Origin of the sequence: Bacillus sp. NH11B, assembly GCF_001884205.1 — a bacterium.
Taxonomy (GTDB): Bacteria; Bacillota; Bacilli; order Bacillales; family Bacillaceae_G; genus Bacillus_A; species Bacillus_A proteolyticus.
The window spans coordinates 71,814-87,629 of sequence record NZ_MAOG01000147.1; the positions used below are offsets into that span (position 1 = coordinate 71,814).

Genomic DNA, 15,816 nt, shown 5'->3' on the forward strand with positions numbered 1-15,816 from the left:
TTTGCAATAATAGAAGAAATATACATAAAGGTTGGGATCACATGAACATTCGTATTACTGATGAAGCAAAAGCAGCTATACATAGATTAGAACGTGAGGACAAAAAGGTCATTCGCATTAGAGGAACAATGACAAACTCTTGTAGTATTTTCGTTGATGTTGATTTAATTTGGGATACATATCATGCAGATGATGTTGTATATGAAGATGCGGAGCTTATCGTACAAATGGATTCATTTACGAAAGACTACACTGGTGATACTGTGAAACTTGATTATAAGACGACAGGTTTTAGTATTACGACTCCTAGTGAGACTTTGGTGTATGGATTGTCGATTAAAAAATAAAAATTATTTTCAACTGACCATTGGGGTGAAAAAATGGGCAAATATGTTCCGTTAAAATTTTTATTCAACGAAGAATTAGCAGAAAAAATGGCTGATTCTATTTGTAAACACGATCCTAATTTCTCTAAAAGAAACTTTGTATCTTCCGTAACATGTAAAGTTGAAAATTTAGAGTTAAAGCAACGTATAGAAGTAATAGCAGATGAATTACACTATGCATTACAAAAAGATTTTAATGAAGCGATCCATATATTACTGAAAACATTGGGACCAGAAAACACAACAGAAATAGGCACATTTACAAATGGCTATATATACATGCCTATTGCAAAATACGTTGAAAAATATGGTCTTAACGATTTTGAATCCTCTTTCAACGCAATGTATGAAATAACAAAAAGGAATACTGCTGAATATGCAATTCGGCCTTTTCTTGAAAAATATCATGTAGACACACTAGACATATTACAACAGTGGATTCATGACGAAAACAGCCACATTAGGAGATTAGTTTCCGAAGGTACAAGACCGAGACTTCCTTGGGCTAAAAAAATAGGAGCTCTGAACGGTGACTTTAGAAATAATTTAAAGCTTCTTGAGCTATTAATGAATGACACTTCTAAATATGTCCAAAAATCAGTAGCCAATCATATTAACGATATTACAAAAGAAGATACAGAACTCGTTTTTCAATGGTTACAACAATTACGCGATAACAAACTTCCTGTTAACCCTTGGATTATAAAACATGGGTTAAGAACGGTGATAAAAAATGGTACTTTACTAACAGATTTTTGTTTTTAATTATTTGTAAAGAAGGCTATACAAAAACATCCAACAATAAAAACGCTTATACTTCTTTTTGAAGCATGAGCGTTTTTTCTCTTTAAAACATTATCCTTGTCTTAATACCTTATGAAACATCCTCGGCTTAAGTTGATTAAACGCATCTATTAATTCTTTTCCAAATATCGTTATACTCTTCTCCCAAGGGTGGCCTAAATAGCCCCACTTATAGTCCTTCTGAATAAAAAAATAGTAATCTCCATTTGGAAAAATCGGGATTGTCCACTCATCAAATTCATTTCTATCGAACTTTAAATGTGGATTTACCCAGTAGCATTCATGTTGCCAATCAAGTGCCATTATATATTCATCCGATACTGTATTCTCTTTAAAAACTAGTAATGCTTTTTCTTCCAGATCGTCATATACATTTAAATCTACCGATTCTCCGAAGTAATGAGAAATATCATATGTCACAAAAGGACTTGGCACCTTAAATGATGGGAATATAGAAACACTTGGTGAAAACTCAAGTTCACTATCTATCCTATCCCATATTTGGTCATACTCTTTGTCTGTAAACTCCATCCAATTTTTCATTAAACAACTGCCTTCCCTTATAATTTCAAAGGATTTCCTCTTGGTTATCCCGAATATATAAATAACCATTCTCGCAAGGAGCGAATTTGTATGAATTTATTTGAACACGAAACGTAAAACCGCTTTATTTTAATAAGAGGTCCTCCATTTCTCTTTTCTTACTATATCATTCATTAACGAAATAGGAGGACATAATATGAAACGTGATCCATTATTTTCGGCACTATTAGAAAGTGCAAATGCAAACTTTAGTGGCTGGGATTTTTCTTTCATTTCAGAAACTGGCCGTATGAATAGCGAGCCTTTATCATGGTCGTACGGTAGTACAGCCTTCCAGCTTATGCAACGTGCAAAATCAATGCTAGATATGGGTACTGGCGGCGGAGAGTTTTTATCTATGTTACAACCGTTCCCGCCAACTATTTACGCTACTGAAGGCTATGCTCCGAACGTACCAATTGCACGAAAGAAATTAGAGCCTTTAGGAATTACAGTTGTAGAAGTGACCGATGATACTGCTTTACCATTTCAAGATGGTCAGTTTGATTTAATTGTGAATCAACATGAATCCTATTCTGCTTCTGAAGTGAAAAGAATTCTTTCCACTAATGGAACATTTCTTACCCAACAAGTCGGTGGTCTTGATTGTGCGGAACTTAATGAACAGTTTGGTACACCGCTGAATAGCGAATTTTCAAGTTGGTCACTCAAAATGGCATGTAATGAACTAAAGGAGAATGGATTTACTATTTTAGAAGCGAAGGAAGAGTTCCCTCTTCAACGTTTTTATGATATCGGTGCTGTTGTCTATTACTTAAAAGCAATTCCGTGGCAAATTCCTGATTTTACAGTAGACAGCTATACCGAGGAATTGTATCGTATACATGAAATTATCTTGCAAAAAGGATATTTGGATGTGAAGCAACACCGCTTTGTTATTAAAGCATATTATGAAGAGTAAACCTTGAATTAGCATTCCCTACAAAAAGCCAAATCCCATTAAAGGATTTGGCTTTTCCTTAGTATTTTAACTCATCTTTTCCTATTGTGAAACGAGATGTTTTACATATTAATTCATTGATTGTTTTTGAGGAAAATAAAATAAAAATACTAAACTAGTCTATCATTTTCATTTCTGAAAAAGGATAATACACAAATTCCACCTTGCCAATAACGTTATCTTCTTCAATATACCCTAAACCATTTCGACTATCCTTACTTTGTTCACGATTGTCTCCCATTACAAATAACTTATTTGGCGGAATTCTTGTCTTTTGAAAGTTGTAAAACACTTGTGTATTATTATATAATTCTTTATTTATATAAGGTTCATCTTGCTTTTTGTCATTTACGTATACAGTTCCATTCGTTATGTTAATTATGTCACCAGGAAGTCCTATTACGCGTTTCACATAATATTTCGACTCATCCTCTTCCTTAATAATGACAATTTCTCCGTGCTGTAAGCTAGAAAAATGTACAGCAGCTTTATTTACAAATACGTAGTCTTCTTCATGTAAAGTCGGCTGCATCGATTTTCCTTCCACCTTACATAAAGTAAAAGACTGGTACGTTACTACCATGACAAATATAAATAGTATGTATTTCCCCCAACCTCTCTTAATCTCCTCTTTCATATCTATTCCCACCTTATCAAAACACTTTTCAACTCAAAAATATATCACTGCACCTGTTCATTTGCGCAGTGATATACTACAATTTGAATTTTATTTTACTGTGCCGTACTCGGCTGTTGTGCTACTGGGACTAGACTTACACCTGATCTCTGCGCTTTTAAATCAAAATATGCATCCAAAATCTCTTTACCAATTGTAGAATTAATACCTGATTTATCATTATTCACCCATGGCACAACAACAGAAAAAGCGACTTCCGGATCAGCGTCATATGGCGCATACCCGGCGAGAGTTAAATTATAACATTTTTTTCGATAGTTGTTTTCATCTCTTCCAATATCACTTTCTCCACCGTACACTGTCTCTGCTGTTCCTGTTTTTCCAGCCGGTTTATAAGGTAATCCTTTAAAAGTTCCAGCACCGGTCCCATCTACCTCTTGGAAAACCCTTCTAAATCCTTCTTTCACATGATTTATATATGAAAGGTCCATATCCACTCGATTTAACACGACTGGTTCCATCGATTGCATAACTTTCCCGACTTCCTCTGGTCTATTTGGTTGCTCTCTAATTTCTTGTACAATTTGTGGTTTCATTCGGTAACCGCCATTTGCAATCGTTGAAATATATTGAGCAAGCTGCAGCGGCGTATATGTATCATATTGTCCAATGGCATAATCAAGTAAAAAACCAGGTATATTATCGGTTCTACCCATTTGACCAATCGATTCATTTGGCAAGTCAATACCAGTTGGCACACCTAAACCAAATTGTCTAAAATAATAACGCATTTTATTAAACGCTTCTTGTTTAATATCTAACGGATTGTTTGGTACATAATCAATCCCCGCAATCTTTAACGCCGTATTAAACATGTAGACATTGGATGAAACTTGCAATGCTCTTAAATCATCAATATCTCCAAAGTCTTTCCACGATTTCTTCGGCTTCGAACTTCCTTTAAAGTACATTGGTGCATCGAAAAAATGCGTATATGGCTTAATCGCTTCTGTTTGATATCCAGCTAATACCGTAGCTCCTTTCACAGTTGATCCTAACTCGTAAGAACTTATCATCGTTCCTAAAGCGTAGTCTTCTATTTGCATCCCGCCGTCTTTATTTACAATTTTCTTTCCTGCTAATGATAGAATTTGACCATTTTTCGGATTCATCATAACGACGAATGCACGATCCATCATCGGTTCAGAAGAATGGAATGCTCTTAAATTCCTTTCAAGACTTTCCTCCACCTTTTTCTGTAAATCCATATCAACTGTTAACATTAAATTATTTCCACTTTTTCCTTGTGTCACTTTTTCAGTCCGAATAATATTTCCAGCTCTATCAGTAATATTTTTAGACTGTTCTTTCGTTCCATGTAATACATCTTCGTATTGTTTTTCGATGTAACTCTTACCAATACGGTCATTTCGGTTATAATCTCGTACTAAATAGTAGTCTAATTGTTCCCTTGGTAACCCTTCATTTTCACTCGAAACACTACCAAGTACAGAACGTAGTATTGTGTCATTTGGGTATTCGCGCTCCCAATCCACAGTCGTATCTACGCCTGGCAAGATCGATAATCTTTCACTCACTACCGCATATTCATTTTGACTTACATCTTTTTTGACGATTTGTGGCGTCATTTTATATCCCGCATTCATTTTGCTTTTAATTGCTAGTACTTCTATATCCTCTTTCGATAGCTCGTTTAGTTCTTCTTGTGTAATTCTTTCTCGTCTCAACTCTTCTACTTTTTTATCTAATTCTTTTCCTTCTATTTCCTGCTTCCTAAATTTACTCTCATCTTCTTTCGTTACTTTTGTTGCTGCACGTTTTTCGTTTAACTGCATCCAAAAATCTTTTTTATCTGTCTCTGTTAACTTGTCCATATCTTCTTGTGGCATTTCAATTAGCTTTGCTAAATTTCTTGCCACTATTAAAACCTCTTTTGAGTCCACTCCTTTCATCTTCGTATATGTAACTGTTCGTAACGGTTTATTATTTACAATAACTTTTCCTTCCCGGTCAAACATCTTCCCTCTCGGAACTGGAGTACTCACCGTTACATCTTCCTTTTTATTCACTTCATTTCGATACGTTTCTCCGTCAATAATTTGTACTTTACCTAATTGAATAATAATAGCTGAAAATAAAAGAAAAACGATAAAAAATAGTACATTTAACCGAAACGGAATATGAGTCTTTTTCTTTTTCGACTGTTTCTGCTTCTCCTTTTTCTGTCTCATTTTGCTCCCTCGCTTCATTCTATTAACATTTCTGCGCAAAAATCATTATGTATTAAATTTATTTATATGATATATATAGAATTTTATATTAGTTACAAAAGAAATAAAAGATTTAATTTTCAGTTTTTGTATTTTACACCCTATTTATTACCATTCCCCTTAGTACGTAATAACATGAATATAATGCATACAAAAAACTGAGGTGGACATCATTCACCTCAGTTTCTTTACGAAAACAAAAACTTATTTAATCGAAGATAACCCTTGGGCAAATTCGCCGATCTTATTTTGAAAAACAAAATCAAAATTATATTCTTGCCCTGTTAACTCTTCATTTACTAAAATCGTTGTTGCACCTACTTCCCTCTTTGCGATCTCTGGGAATGAAGCGACAGGCTGTACTTTGAGTGATGTTCCCATTACGAGAAGTACATCTGTTTCATATAAACGTTTGATCGCATTTTGATATTGAGGTAACGTATCTCCGTATAAAACAACATCTGGATTTAGTATGAAATTACACTTCCCGCAGCGCGGCACTTCATGATCAATCATATATTGTAAATCATACCCCGTTTTACACTTCGGGCAATGTGCAGTTTGAAGTGTTCCATGTAAATCAATTACATGTTTACTACCACCTACTTGATGCAAACCATCAATATTTTGCGTTAAAATCGTTATATCTTTTCCTTGTTCCTCTAGTTCCGCTAAAAAGCGATGCCCACGATTTGGTTTATATTGATGAAACGTATTTATTTGAAAGATTTCTTTATAATGCTTCCAAAATTCTTTCGGATTTCTATTATAATAACCTCTCGACAAGTACATCTCTACATTTGCATCAGCATACAATCCATTTGCTGAACGAAAATCAGGGATTCCACTTTCTGTGCTTGCACCAGCACCTGTTAATACTGTAATTTTCTTCGCTTGTTCTAAAATTGAACGTACTTCTTCAAATTGCACAAAAATCACCTCTATGTATTTTCCTATACTATATTATACCAGTTGTTTACAGACGGTGTTGTACAATTCATTTTACTTACTACATTGCATTATCTAAACCCAAACTTTTTTGGGCGTAATTAAAGTTTCCAAGATAACTACTGTTCAATTAAAATAAAGTTATTTAATTTTAATTCCGCAAACTGGCATAAAACCTTTCGAAAATTCAAACCAGCTTTAAGAATAATTGTTTATCTTATAAATTCACAACTGATTATGTTATGGAGAATACTTAAGATTACTGAGTGTTCCAGATACATACGTTATTCCGCCTCATATACCATTAAGTCAACAATATACACTTGTTTGTAACGGCGTAGCATTCTTAGTAGCTAAAGCACTCTCACCATCAATTTTGGATTGTTTAGAGGTAGATTCAGTGAAAGGTGTGTCTAATGAGCAAATGACGATTTTTTCAATTCATTTAGAAAGTAGCCAGAAGGATGCTTTTCTTCATCGATGGGCTTAGATAGTTATGGACTACTGGGAGCCCCTTAAGTTATACTTGTATAATATAAAAAATTAATAAGGGGAAATATTAACATTATGAAAGAAAAAAACGAACTTGTTCAAAGTATTCCTCAAACAGGATTTTTTGGGCATCCAAAAGGATTATTCACTTTATTCTTCACTGAGTTTTGGGAAAGGTTTTCTTATTACGGAATGAGAGCTATTTTGCTGTATTATATGTACTATTCGGTCGCAAAAGGCGGATTAGGAATTGATCAATCTATCGCAACCTCGATAATGGCAATTTACGGCTCCTTACTGTTCATGTCTAGTATTATCGGTGGATGGATATCGGATCGTTTATTTGGTCCAAGTAAAACCGTATTCTTTGGTGGCGTTTTAATTATGATTGGCCATCTTATTTTAGCTTTACCGGGTAGTAAAAGTGCGTTATTTATCTCTATGGTCTTCTTAATTCTAGGAACAGGGTTGTTAAAGCCTAACATATCGAACATCGTAGGAAGTTTATACAGTAAAACAGATGCGCGTCGTGACTCAGGGTTCAGTATATTCTACATGGGTATTAACTTAGGTGCCTTACTTGCACCTTTAGTTGTCGGAACATTAGGTCAGCAATATAATTTCCACCTTGGTTTTGGAGTTGCGGCAATTGGTATAGCGATTGGGTTAGGGGTATTTGTTGGAACAAAACAGAAAAACCTTGGTCTAATCGGTACACAAGTACCTAATCCATTATCAGATTCGGAAAGAAAAAAGACTATTAAGTATTTCAGTGTTGGTCTGGTTGTATTAGCATTGCTAGGTGTGGTTACAATTCCAACTGGGTTGTTAACTATAAATCGTTTTACATTCCTGATTAGTATCTTAGGGATTGTTATTCCAGCCTATTATTTCATTTATATGTATCGTAGTCCTAAAACAACAAAAGTAGAGCAATCTCGTCTTCTTGCGTATATACCACTCTTTATTGCAGCTACAATATTTTGGTCTATACAAGAACAAGGTGCTATTATCTTAGCGACATACGCGGATCAACGAACTCAATTACAGTTCCATGGAATTACATTGCATTCCGCTTGGTTCCAATCATTAAGTCCAATCTTTATCGTAACGCTTGCCCCGATTTTTGCATGGATTTGGATAAAGTTAGGCAAGAAGCAGCCTTCAACGGCAAAAAAATTCGCTATTGGATTGCTATTTGCAGGTTTATCATTCTTAGTTATGATTATTCCGGCTTTAATCAACGGTACTCACTCTTTAGTGAATCCTATGTGGTTAGTCCTTAGCTTCTTTTTAATTGTAATTGGAGAAGTTTGTTTATCTCCTTCAGGGTTATCAATAACGACGAAGCTGGCTCCAGCTGCTTTCTCTTCGCAAACCATGAGCTTATGGTTCTTATCAACTGCGTCTGCGCAAGCAATAAATGCCCAAGTTGTTAAACTGTATAATCCTGCAACAGAATCAATTTACTTTGGTGTTATTGGTGCTATCTCCATTTTAGTTAGCATCCTGCTGTTTGCATTATCATCAAAAATCCAAAATTTCATGAAGGGACTTCAATAACGGTCTCTTATTGAAATGAACAAATACAAGTTTCTATGTGAAGAGTAGCCAAACGGGTTACTCTTTTTTTCTATAACCATAGCAATCTCCAAACAAACGCAATATAATGTGTACTGGAGCAATGATATTTCTAGGAAAACAAAACATACCTAATAGACTAATGCAACTTGGTAAGAGCGCTGACTATTTATCTAAAGAGGAGCTTCTTAAACATAAAGACTGCGTCATCGATTTACTCGATGAACGGGAAATTTGCGAATAAAAGACCAAAACTCCAACTCATTCATGGTTTAAAATACTGATGAGCTGGAGTTTTCTCATTGCTATATATACAAATAAAATAAAGATTACTAAAGGGATATATGTGAAAAACATATTACGCCTATGTTTAAACCTCAGTTAGTTGAACCACTACTTGCTTTTCTTCTAATCTACGTAATACTGCATCTTCATAGGTTTGAAATACTTGATCAACATTAATAACATCTAATAGATATATGATTCTTCTTTTTAAGATAGGATCTAAACTCTGTATAAGCTGTAACAGTTCTTCATTTGTCCTGCTAATCTTCCTAGGATATTTCACTCCAGCTTAATTCATACAGGAGGTGTTGTACAATTCATTTTACTTAATGCGTCGTACCCCCGCACTCTACAATATCTACTTCAACTTCCGTCGTTACCTCAATCGCCAATTCTACCCCTTTACTAATAGTAGAAAGTGACATACTCGGTTGCCCTGGATAGTTACTCGCTTGTTCTGGTAAGAACGGAATATGAACAAATCCACCTTTTATTTTCTTATCATGTTTCTCTAGTTCATGCATGAGTCCATAAAATAAATGATTACAAACGAATGTACCTGCAGTTTGTGAAACGGAAGCTGGTATACCTTCTTCACGAAGTTTCTTCACAATTGCTTTCATCGGAAGTGTAGACCAATACGCAATAGGTCCTTCTTCTATAACCGGCATATCCACCGGCTGATTTCCTTCATTATCAGCAATTCTTGCATCATCAATGTTAATTGCTACACGCTCTATCGTAATATCTGGTCTGCCCCCAGCTTGTCCAATGCATATAATCATTTCAGGCTTTAGCTCTTCTATATACTCTTTTAATACGCTTATTGATTTATGAAATACAGTTGGAACTTGTTTACTTATAATCTTGTATTCTCCAATTGTTTTTTCATGTAAACTTTTTACGACTTCCCAAGCTGGGTTGATACTTTCTCCGCCGAACGGATCAAATCCTGTTAATAATACTGTTTTCATAGTTTCACTCTCCTAATTAGAAACGATATACAAGACCGTACATGATAAACATATTAATAATGAAAATGGAAAGAGCAATTGGTACTTGTGCCTTAATAACAGCGTTCTTATCTTTCAATTCTAAAAGCATTGCCGGAACAATATTAAAGTTTGCCGCCATTGGCGTAATGAGCGTTCCGCAATATCCAGCAAACATACCGAGCGCTGCCATAATTGCTGGGTTCCCGCCGTGCATTTGTACAATTAGAGGTAAGCCGATTCCGCCAGTGATTACTGCAAACGCGGCGAATGCATTCCCCATTACGACTGTAAACAGCATCATTCCTAAACAATACGCCATAACAGCAACGAACGGGTACTCTGTCGGTAACACTTGTCCTACTAAATCAGAAACGACTTGTCCTACGCCAGACTTCGCGAAAATACCGCCAAGCGCTGCTAACATTTGTGGTAAAATAACAGCCCAGCCGACAGCCTGTAGTAATCTGCTTCCTTCTTGGACAGGCGTTGTTATTTTCGCTTTTGTAATACGCATCGCCGCAACGAATGCGAGTAATGCTCCTAACGCTAATGCAACTAATGTTACTTTATCTGGATCAACCAGTGCAACATTTCCCCATTTGATTTTCCCTAACGTTAACGTTCCGATAATTGTAAAAATAGGTATTAATATTGCAGGCATAAAAATTTTATTTTTTAATTTCTCAGCATGTTTCACACGTTCTTGTACTGGTACTTCTTTCTCCTCGGATTTTGTTACTTTATTCAATGAAGCTAAAACGACCATAGCGAGCACAATACAACCAACGTAAAACGAAGGGATTACATTTCCGAATAAAAATGTAACTGCAAATAACGCCCAAAATAAGCTAGAACCAAATCGATTTGGATGTTCACGATCAAATGCAATACGAACAGCGATAAAGGCAACGATTATACCTAATACATAATAAATTGTATCCATTGTTATGATGTTCATCTTATATAGCCTCCTTCTCTTGTTTTTCTTCTGCCTTCATCGTTTTCTCTATATACTTATCAAACCTTCTAAATCTAATCCAACTTACAATAAGGGCAGATATTGCAGTTGGAATACCCCAAAGTGCCATATCCCATACACCGACATGCATACCTACTGAATCGAAGAACCCTTTCATTAATAAAATGGCTCCAGTTGCGATGAAAATATCCTCTCCGAAAAACCAAGCTGTATTTTCCGCGGCGGCTGCATTTGCTTTAATCTTTTCTCTCAATTTTTCAGGGAGTTTACCGTATCTTCCTTGCGCAGCTCCTTCTGCCATCGGGGCAACGAGTGGTCTCACTGTTTGCGCATGACCACCAATATTAAGACCTAGTGCTGCTGATGATTCTCTTATCGTAAAATAGGACATTAATACTCTTCCAGTTGTTGCGCCTTTTGATTTCGTTATAAGTGCCTCTGCTCTTTCTTTTAAACCATAACGCTCTAAAATTCCGATTACCGGTAAAGTTAGTATAATAGGCATAGACATATATCTGTTTTCTATGAAAAATTTACCGAACATGCTGATTACATCATAAAAACTTAAGCCTGAAACCATACCAGTAACAATACCTGCAACCATTACTACTAACAGTGTATTTAATCTAAATAAAAACCCAACTGCAACAAGTAGTATCCCAATTAATTTAATCATTTCCAGCACTTCCCCTCATTTTTTATCCCGCCATTTGCGGGCAGTAAAACTCCCAGCTCAAAATTCGGCTGGGGCAAAGAAATTTAGATGGGAGATCAACTGCCCGTAAACGCCCGATTGGTTCAACTAATAATCAGTGGAGGATGAACCTCCCCACTGATTAAAGTTTCACTTTATTTCGGTGCATTTATAGAAATACCGTTAAGTTCGAATGTTCTGTATATTCTCTCCGCAAATTGGACTGCTTTCTCCCCATCACCGTGTAAACATATCGTTTGCGCCTGAACTGCTACTTTTCCTCCATTAACAGCTTCTACATACCCTTCCTTTACCATTTGAAGTACTTGTTTTATCGCTTCATTCTCATTTTTTATAAGAGCATTTTCTTCTGTACGACTCGTTAAAGTTCCATCCTGCTTATACGCGCGATCAGCAAAAGCTTCTTGTACGAGAGTTATATTATATTTTTCTGTTGCCCTTATAAAAGCCTCACTATTTGCTAATCCGTAAAGTAATAGATTTGGATTAATATGACAAATTGCCTTTGCGATTGCATCTGCAATTTCCGAATCAGTTGCCGCCATATTATATAAGGCACCGTGCGGTTTTACATGTTGCATTTTCCCCCCAGCAGCTTTAACAAATCCGTCTAATGCACCAATTTGATATAAAACATAATCGTATACTTCACTTGCTGAAACATGCATGTTCCTTCTTCCAAATCCAATTAAATCGGGAAATCCAGGGTGTGCGCCTATTGCTACGTTTTGCTGCAGAGCTTTTTCAACCGTTTGCCTCATAACGGACGGATCACCAGCATGAAAACCACAAGCAACGTTTATAGAGGAAACGAACGGCAGAATTTCATCATCATTCCCCATTTTATAAGCTCCAAAACTTTCTCCTAAATCACAGTTTAAATCAATTGTAGTCACGATGTTTTCCCCCTAATCTCAGCTTCGTAAAGCGATAAATTTCTTTAATAGACACATACTTGTTTCCTGCTTTATATATAATTGTGCAGCTTCTTCCATAGTTATTTTTTCAAAAGTTACATAGTCTCCTGGTTTCAGCTGCGCTAGAAGAGGTAAGTCTACTGAAACTACATTTCCAATTCTCGGATAACCACCTGTCGTTTGTCTATCTGCCATTAATATAATAGGTTGTCCACCATTTGGAACTTGAATGGTTCCGAATGTAACTGGGCTCGATAAAATTTCTATCTCTTCCACTCTATTTAAAACATCTCCGTCAAGCCTATATCCCATTCGATCAGCATAATTGGATACTTTATACTCTTTCGAAAAAAACGACTTTATACTTTCTTCTGTAAATTGATCGTATTCAAAGTCTGTTATAACACGAAGAATAGGATACTTCTTATATTTTGGTAGAGCATCGTTGCAAATTGCCCACTTCGTTTTTATACGCTCTTCTTCTTGTAAGTTTTGAATGAAACGACTCGTAACTTCTGATCCTGTACCAATTTGAAAATAATCTCCTTTTTTCAGCATTCTCCCTTCAATACCACCAAGAGCAGCACGTATGTAAGTACTTTTACTTCCCATCGTACGATCAATATTTATACCGCCCGCAAAAGTCACATAGGCTCTGCAACCGCTTTTCACTTTTCCGAGGCAAAGCATGCTTCCTTCTTCAGCTAATATAGGGCGCCATAATGGAATTCGTTCTCCATTTAATAACGGTTCCATATCCGCACCGCCAATCGCGAGCAATGTCGTTTTCTTTATTAACAATTTAGGTCCCATTATTGTAATTTCGAGTCCCGCCTCATTCTCCTCATTACCGACTAACATATTGATTAGCCTAAGTGCATTTTTATCCATAGCCCCGCCAACAGGTACACCGTATTGTTGATAATGAGATCGTCCTAAATCTTGGACTGTTGTAAACATTCCTGCATGCAAAATCTCTACATCCATTCTTTAGCCCCCTCAAGCGATACGTACTCTTCCTTTGTTATTGGTATAAATCGTAAATACATACCACTTTGAATATATGTTGGTGTTTCTTCTTTTGGATTAAATAAAGAAATAGGCGTTCGGCCGATAATATTCCAGCCTCCTGGTGTTTCGAGCGGATAAATACCCGTTTGATTTCCGCCAATCCCTACTGAACCAGGAGCGATTTGTAACCGTGGTGTTTCTTTTCTAGGTGTTTCTAGTTCTTTTGATAATCCCCCTAAATAAGGGAAGCCAGGCGTAAAGCCTAACATATACACGAAATATGTTGTTTCACTATGTATTCGAATAACATCCTCTACTTGTAATCCTTGATAATGCGCAACTTCTTCTAAATCAGGTCCATATTCTCCCCCGTAACACACTGGTATAGAAATATGTTTCACATCTCGGTTCACTTCTTCTTTATAAGAATCAGACAGCTCCCGTATATACTGGCAAACGTAATCATATGGTCTTATATTTCTATCATTTTCCTTCCATACTTCGTACAAATTGTAATAAACCGCTAATGAAGTAAACGACGGAACGCATTCAACCATTCCTGCAAACGGATGCCGACTCAATGCTTGAAATAATCGTTGCACTTTTTCGTATATATCCATCCCAATTTCTTCACCAAATGTAACAATAATTGCTTGATCTCCTAACGCAGAAAATTTCATCCCACTCCCTCTTTCTATGTCAAAAAGCCGAGTTCTTTCGAAATGCGGTTCGCTGTTTCTTTCACTTTGGCAGTAAAATACGCAATGTTACTTTCGCTATACTCAATTGCCAATCCCGAAATACTAATGCCTGCTACAACCGTTCCATCACTTGCAAAAATTGGAGCTGCTATAGCCGCTGTATGATTTTCAAGTTCAGAATAACTAATTGTATATCCAGCTTGTTTTGCCATATGTAACACTTCTAGTAAATGCTCCTTATTCACAATCGTTCCATCTGCAAACTGCTTTAAATCCGTTTCTTCTACGTACTTTCTTTTCTCTTCCTCAGAAAAATACGATAGTAAAATTCTCGGACATGCACCCGCATAAAGCGGTGCTCTTCTTCCAACCGCTGTATAAACACGTACTGGCTGAACTCCTTCCATCTTCTCAACGTAAATTGCGTCATTACCATCTTGAATAATTAAATTTACTGCTTGCCCCAAACTATCCCTAAGCTCTTTCATATAAGGAATCGCAATATTTCTTACGGATAACCTTTGTGAAACAAGTTGGCCAAATCGTAAAAAAACGACTCCGAGACGATACTTGCCCTTTTCTGTTTTTTGTAAAAAGTCCATTTCTTCTAACGAACCAATTAAACGATAAACAGATGTTTTCGGCATGTTCGTAAGCTGAACCATCTCTGTCAAACTTAGCTCCTCATGCTCATAAAACAACTCTAAAATATCCATTGTCTTAACTGCCGTTTTATTTATACTCATCCTGTCTCCTTTTCGTTCCGAATTTCGGAACTTTAATTCCGTTTTTCGAAACAAACCTATAATTTAAAATTATAAAATATTCTATCAATTCTATCAATATATTTTTCGCAAACAAAAAAGTATGAAAGAATATTTCTCCCATACTTTTGCTTTACTTTATAACGCTCTCACTTGTTTCAGCGGCCAGAAAACAGCTTGTCCTTTTCCAACGATTTCATCTTCTGAAATAAATCCAAACATACGACCGTCTTTAGACACTTCACGATTATCTCCTAAAACAAACACTTGGCCTTCGGGCACTTTCGTTTTTCCTGTGATTTGTTCTAACGTGAAATCAGGAGTTAATACACGACCAGACGCCTTTTCTTTAAATTCTTTTAAATATGGTTCTTCCATCGCTTTTCCGTTTACATATAAAACATCGTTTTTATACTCAACTGTATCGCCTGGCAAACCAATTACTCGTTTTACTAAATCGTATCCTTCTTTTCCGTGGAAGACGATAACGTCAAAACGGTCTAATCCGTTTATACTATAACCAATCTTATTAACGAGAACTCGCTCATTATTTTCTAAAGTTGGCATCATCGACTCACCTTGTACTAATGACGGTGTAAATAAAACACCGCGAATAATAGCGATTAATACAAGGGTAAATCCTATCGTTTTAGCCCATGAGAATAATTCTTTCTTCGTATTTTCCTTCATCGTTTCTCCTCTTTCTTAAGTGTTTATTTTATCCCGCATTAACGGGCAGTAAGACCCCACCTCAAAATTCAGCGAAA

General features: G+C 36.1%; 17 protein-coding genes. 4 read left to right on the forward strand and 13 right to left on the reverse strand.

Features of this window, described 5'->3' with window-relative positions; translation table 11 throughout:
• Window positions 1-41 precede the first annotated feature (41 nt).
• Window positions 42-347, forward strand: coding sequence for an iron-sulfur cluster biosynthesis family protein (locus BAU27_RS29775; RefSeq protein ID WP_071772959.1), 306 nt, complete (start codon window positions 42-44; stop codon window positions 345-347).
• A 33-nt stretch (window positions 348-380) separates the two neighbouring features.
• On the forward strand, window positions 381-1,151 hold the full coding sequence (locus tag BAU27_RS29780; RefSeq protein ID WP_071772960.1) for a DNA alkylation repair protein: 771 nt from the start codon (window positions 381-383) through the stop codon (window positions 1,149-1,151).
• Window positions 1,152-1,241: 90 nt separating this feature from the next.
• On the opposite strand, the gene BAU27_RS29785 is transcribed toward BAU27_RS29780, so the two are convergent.
• Window positions 1,242-1,733, reverse strand: coding sequence for a DUF2716 domain-containing protein (locus tag BAU27_RS29785; RefSeq protein WP_071772961.1), 492 nt, complete (start codon window positions 1,731-1,733; stop codon window positions 1,242-1,244).
• A 196-nt stretch (window positions 1,734-1,929) separates the two neighbouring features.
• Here BAU27_RS29785 and BAU27_RS29790 point away from each other — a divergent pair, with 196 nt between their 5' ends.
• On the forward strand, window positions 1,930-2,694 hold the full coding sequence (locus BAU27_RS29790) for a class I SAM-dependent methyltransferase (protein ID WP_071772962.1): 765 nt from the start codon (window positions 1,930-1,932) through the stop codon (window positions 2,692-2,694).
• Between the two features lie 154 nt (window positions 2,695-2,848).
• Here the strand turns inward: BAU27_RS29790 and lepB (BAU27_RS29795) are convergent, their stop codons facing one another.
• The 3 genes from lepB (BAU27_RS29795) to BAU27_RS29805 all read right to left on the reverse strand — a co-directional run bounded on the left by lepB (BAU27_RS29795) (window position 2,849) and on the right by BAU27_RS29805 (window position 6,591).
• The gene (gene lepB / locus BAU27_RS29795) at window positions 2,849-3,370 is read right to left on the reverse strand and encodes a signal peptidase I (RefSeq protein ID WP_071772963.1); all 522 of its coding nucleotides are present in this window, start codon (window positions 3,368-3,370) and stop codon (window positions 2,849-2,851) included.
• Window positions 3,371-3,465: 95 nt separating this feature from the next.
• On the reverse strand, window positions 3,466-5,640 hold the full coding sequence (locus BAU27_RS29800; RefSeq protein ID WP_175546583.1) for a peptidoglycan D,D-transpeptidase FtsI family protein: 2,175 nt from the start codon (window positions 5,638-5,640) through the stop codon (window positions 3,466-3,468).
• Between the two features lie 225 nt (window positions 5,641-5,865).
• Window positions 5,866-6,591, reverse strand: coding sequence for an NAD-dependent protein deacylase (locus BAU27_RS29805; protein WP_071772965.1), 726 nt, complete (start codon window positions 6,589-6,591; stop codon window positions 5,866-5,868).
• Between the two features lie 585 nt (window positions 6,592-7,176).
• Here BAU27_RS29805 and BAU27_RS29815 point away from each other — a divergent pair.
• Window positions 7,177-8,664 carry a peptide MFS transporter gene (locus BAU27_RS29815; protein WP_071772966.1) on the forward strand — a complete coding sequence of 496 codons (1,488 nt, stop codon included), beginning with the start codon at window positions 7,177-7,179 and terminating at the stop codon, window positions 8,662-8,664.
• Window positions 8,665-9,052: 388 nt separating this feature from the next.
• Here the strand turns inward: BAU27_RS29815 and BAU27_RS32145 are convergent, their stop codons facing one another.
• The 9 genes from BAU27_RS32145 to lepB (BAU27_RS29855) all read right to left on the reverse strand — a co-directional run bounded on the left by BAU27_RS32145 (window position 9,053) and on the right by lepB (BAU27_RS29855) (window position 15,739).
• A complete protein-coding gene (locus BAU27_RS32145) occupies window positions 9,053-9,250 on the reverse strand; it encodes a hypothetical protein (protein WP_139254710.1) in 198 nt (65 codons plus the stop codon).
• 43 nt (window positions 9,251-9,293) lie between these two features.
• Window positions 9,294-9,941, reverse strand: coding sequence for a pyroglutamyl-peptidase I (pcp, locus tag BAU27_RS29820; protein WP_071772967.1), 648 nt, complete (start codon window positions 9,939-9,941; stop codon window positions 9,294-9,296).
• A 16-nt stretch (window positions 9,942-9,957) separates the two neighbouring features.
• Window positions 9,958-10,920 carry a DUF979 domain-containing protein gene (locus BAU27_RS29825; RefSeq protein WP_071772968.1) on the reverse strand — a complete coding sequence of 321 codons (963 nt, stop codon included), beginning with the start codon at window positions 10,918-10,920 and terminating at the stop codon, window positions 9,958-9,960.
• 1 nt (window position 10,921) lies between these two features.
• Complete coding sequence (locus BAU27_RS29830) at window positions 10,922-11,617, reverse strand: DUF969 domain-containing protein (protein WP_002110619.1); 696 nt, start codon at window positions 11,615-11,617, stop codon at window positions 10,922-10,924.
• A 173-nt stretch (window positions 11,618-11,790) separates the two neighbouring features.
• Window positions 11,791-12,552 (reverse strand): 5-oxoprolinase subunit PxpA, encoded by a 762-nt coding sequence (pxpA, locus tag BAU27_RS29835; RefSeq protein WP_071772969.1) that lies wholly within the window; start codon window positions 12,550-12,552, stop codon window positions 11,791-11,793.
• Between the two features lie 18 nt (window positions 12,553-12,570).
• Window positions 12,571-13,560, reverse strand: a complete 990-nt coding sequence (locus tag BAU27_RS29840) for a 5-oxoprolinase subunit C family protein (protein ID WP_071772970.1) — start codon at window positions 13,558-13,560, stop codon at window positions 12,571-12,573.
• Complete coding sequence (gene pxpB / locus BAU27_RS29845; RefSeq protein ID WP_071746455.1) at window positions 13,551-14,264, reverse strand: 5-oxoprolinase subunit PxpB; 714 nt, start codon at window positions 14,262-14,264, stop codon at window positions 13,551-13,553. Before pxpB ends, BAU27_RS29840 begins: the two co-directional genes overlap by 10 nt.
• A 14-nt stretch (window positions 14,265-14,278) precedes the next feature.
• Complete coding sequence (locus BAU27_RS29850) at window positions 14,279-15,031, reverse strand: IclR family transcriptional regulator (RefSeq protein ID WP_071746456.1); 753 nt, start codon at window positions 15,029-15,031, stop codon at window positions 14,279-14,281.
• Between the two features lie 156 nt (window positions 15,032-15,187).
• Entirely contained in the window at window positions 15,188-15,739 is a 552-nt protein-coding gene (gene lepB / locus BAU27_RS29855) for a signal peptidase I (protein WP_071746457.1), read from the reverse strand.
• Between the last annotated feature and the right edge of the window lie 77 nt (window positions 15,740-15,816).

What these genes read in the sequence shown, in the direction of transcription:
- BAU27_RS29815 (WP_071772966.1), top strand. Translation starts at nt 7,177, where the DNA reads ATGAAAGAAAAAAACGAACTTGTTCAAAGTATTCCTCAAACAGGATTT.
- lepB (WP_071746457.1), bottom strand. Translation starts at nt 15,739, where the DNA reads ATGAAGGAAAATACGAAGAAAGAATTATTCTCATGGGCTAAAACGATA.
- BAU27_RS29850 (WP_071746456.1), bottom strand. Translation starts at nt 15,031, where the DNA reads ATGAGTATAAATAAAACGGCAGTTAAGACAATGGATATTTTAGAGTTG.
- BAU27_RS29780 (WP_071772960.1), top strand. Translation starts at nt 381, where the DNA reads ATGGGCAAATATGTTCCGTTAAAATTTTTATTCAACGAAGAATTAGCA.
- BAU27_RS29785 (WP_071772961.1), bottom strand. Translation starts at nt 1,733, where the DNA reads ATGAAAAATTGGATGGAGTTTACAGACAAAGAGTATGACCAAATATGG.
- BAU27_RS29840 (WP_071772970.1), bottom strand. Translation starts at nt 13,560, where the DNA reads ATGGATGTAGAGATTTTGCATGCAGGAATGTTTACAACAGTCCAAGAT.
- BAU27_RS29790 (WP_071772962.1), top strand. Translation starts at nt 1,930, where the DNA reads ATGAAACGTGATCCATTATTTTCGGCACTATTAGAAAGTGCAAATGCA.
- lepB (WP_071772963.1), bottom strand. Translation starts at nt 3,370, where the DNA reads ATGAAAGAGGAGATTAAGAGAGGTTGGGGGAAATACATACTATTTATA.
- pxpB (WP_071746455.1), bottom strand. Translation starts at nt 14,264, where the DNA reads ATGAAATTTTCTGCGTTAGGAGATCAAGCAATTATTGTTACATTTGGT.
- BAU27_RS29800 (WP_175546583.1), bottom strand. Translation starts at nt 5,640, where the DNA reads ATGAAGCGAGGGAGCAAAATGAGACAGAAAAAGGAGAAGCAGAAACAG.
- pcp (WP_071772967.1), bottom strand. Translation starts at nt 9,941, where the DNA reads ATGAAAACAGTATTATTAACAGGATTTGATCCGTTCGGCGGAGAAAGT.
- BAU27_RS29830 (WP_002110619.1), bottom strand. Translation starts at nt 11,617, where the DNA reads ATGATTAAATTAATTGGGATACTACTTGTTGCAGTTGGGTTTTTATTT.
- BAU27_RS29825 (WP_071772968.1), bottom strand. Translation starts at nt 10,920, where the DNA reads ATGAACATCATAACAATGGATACAATTTATTATGTATTAGGTATAATC.
- BAU27_RS29775 (WP_071772959.1), top strand. Translation starts at nt 42, where the DNA reads ATGAACATTCGTATTACTGATGAAGCAAAAGCAGCTATACATAGATTA.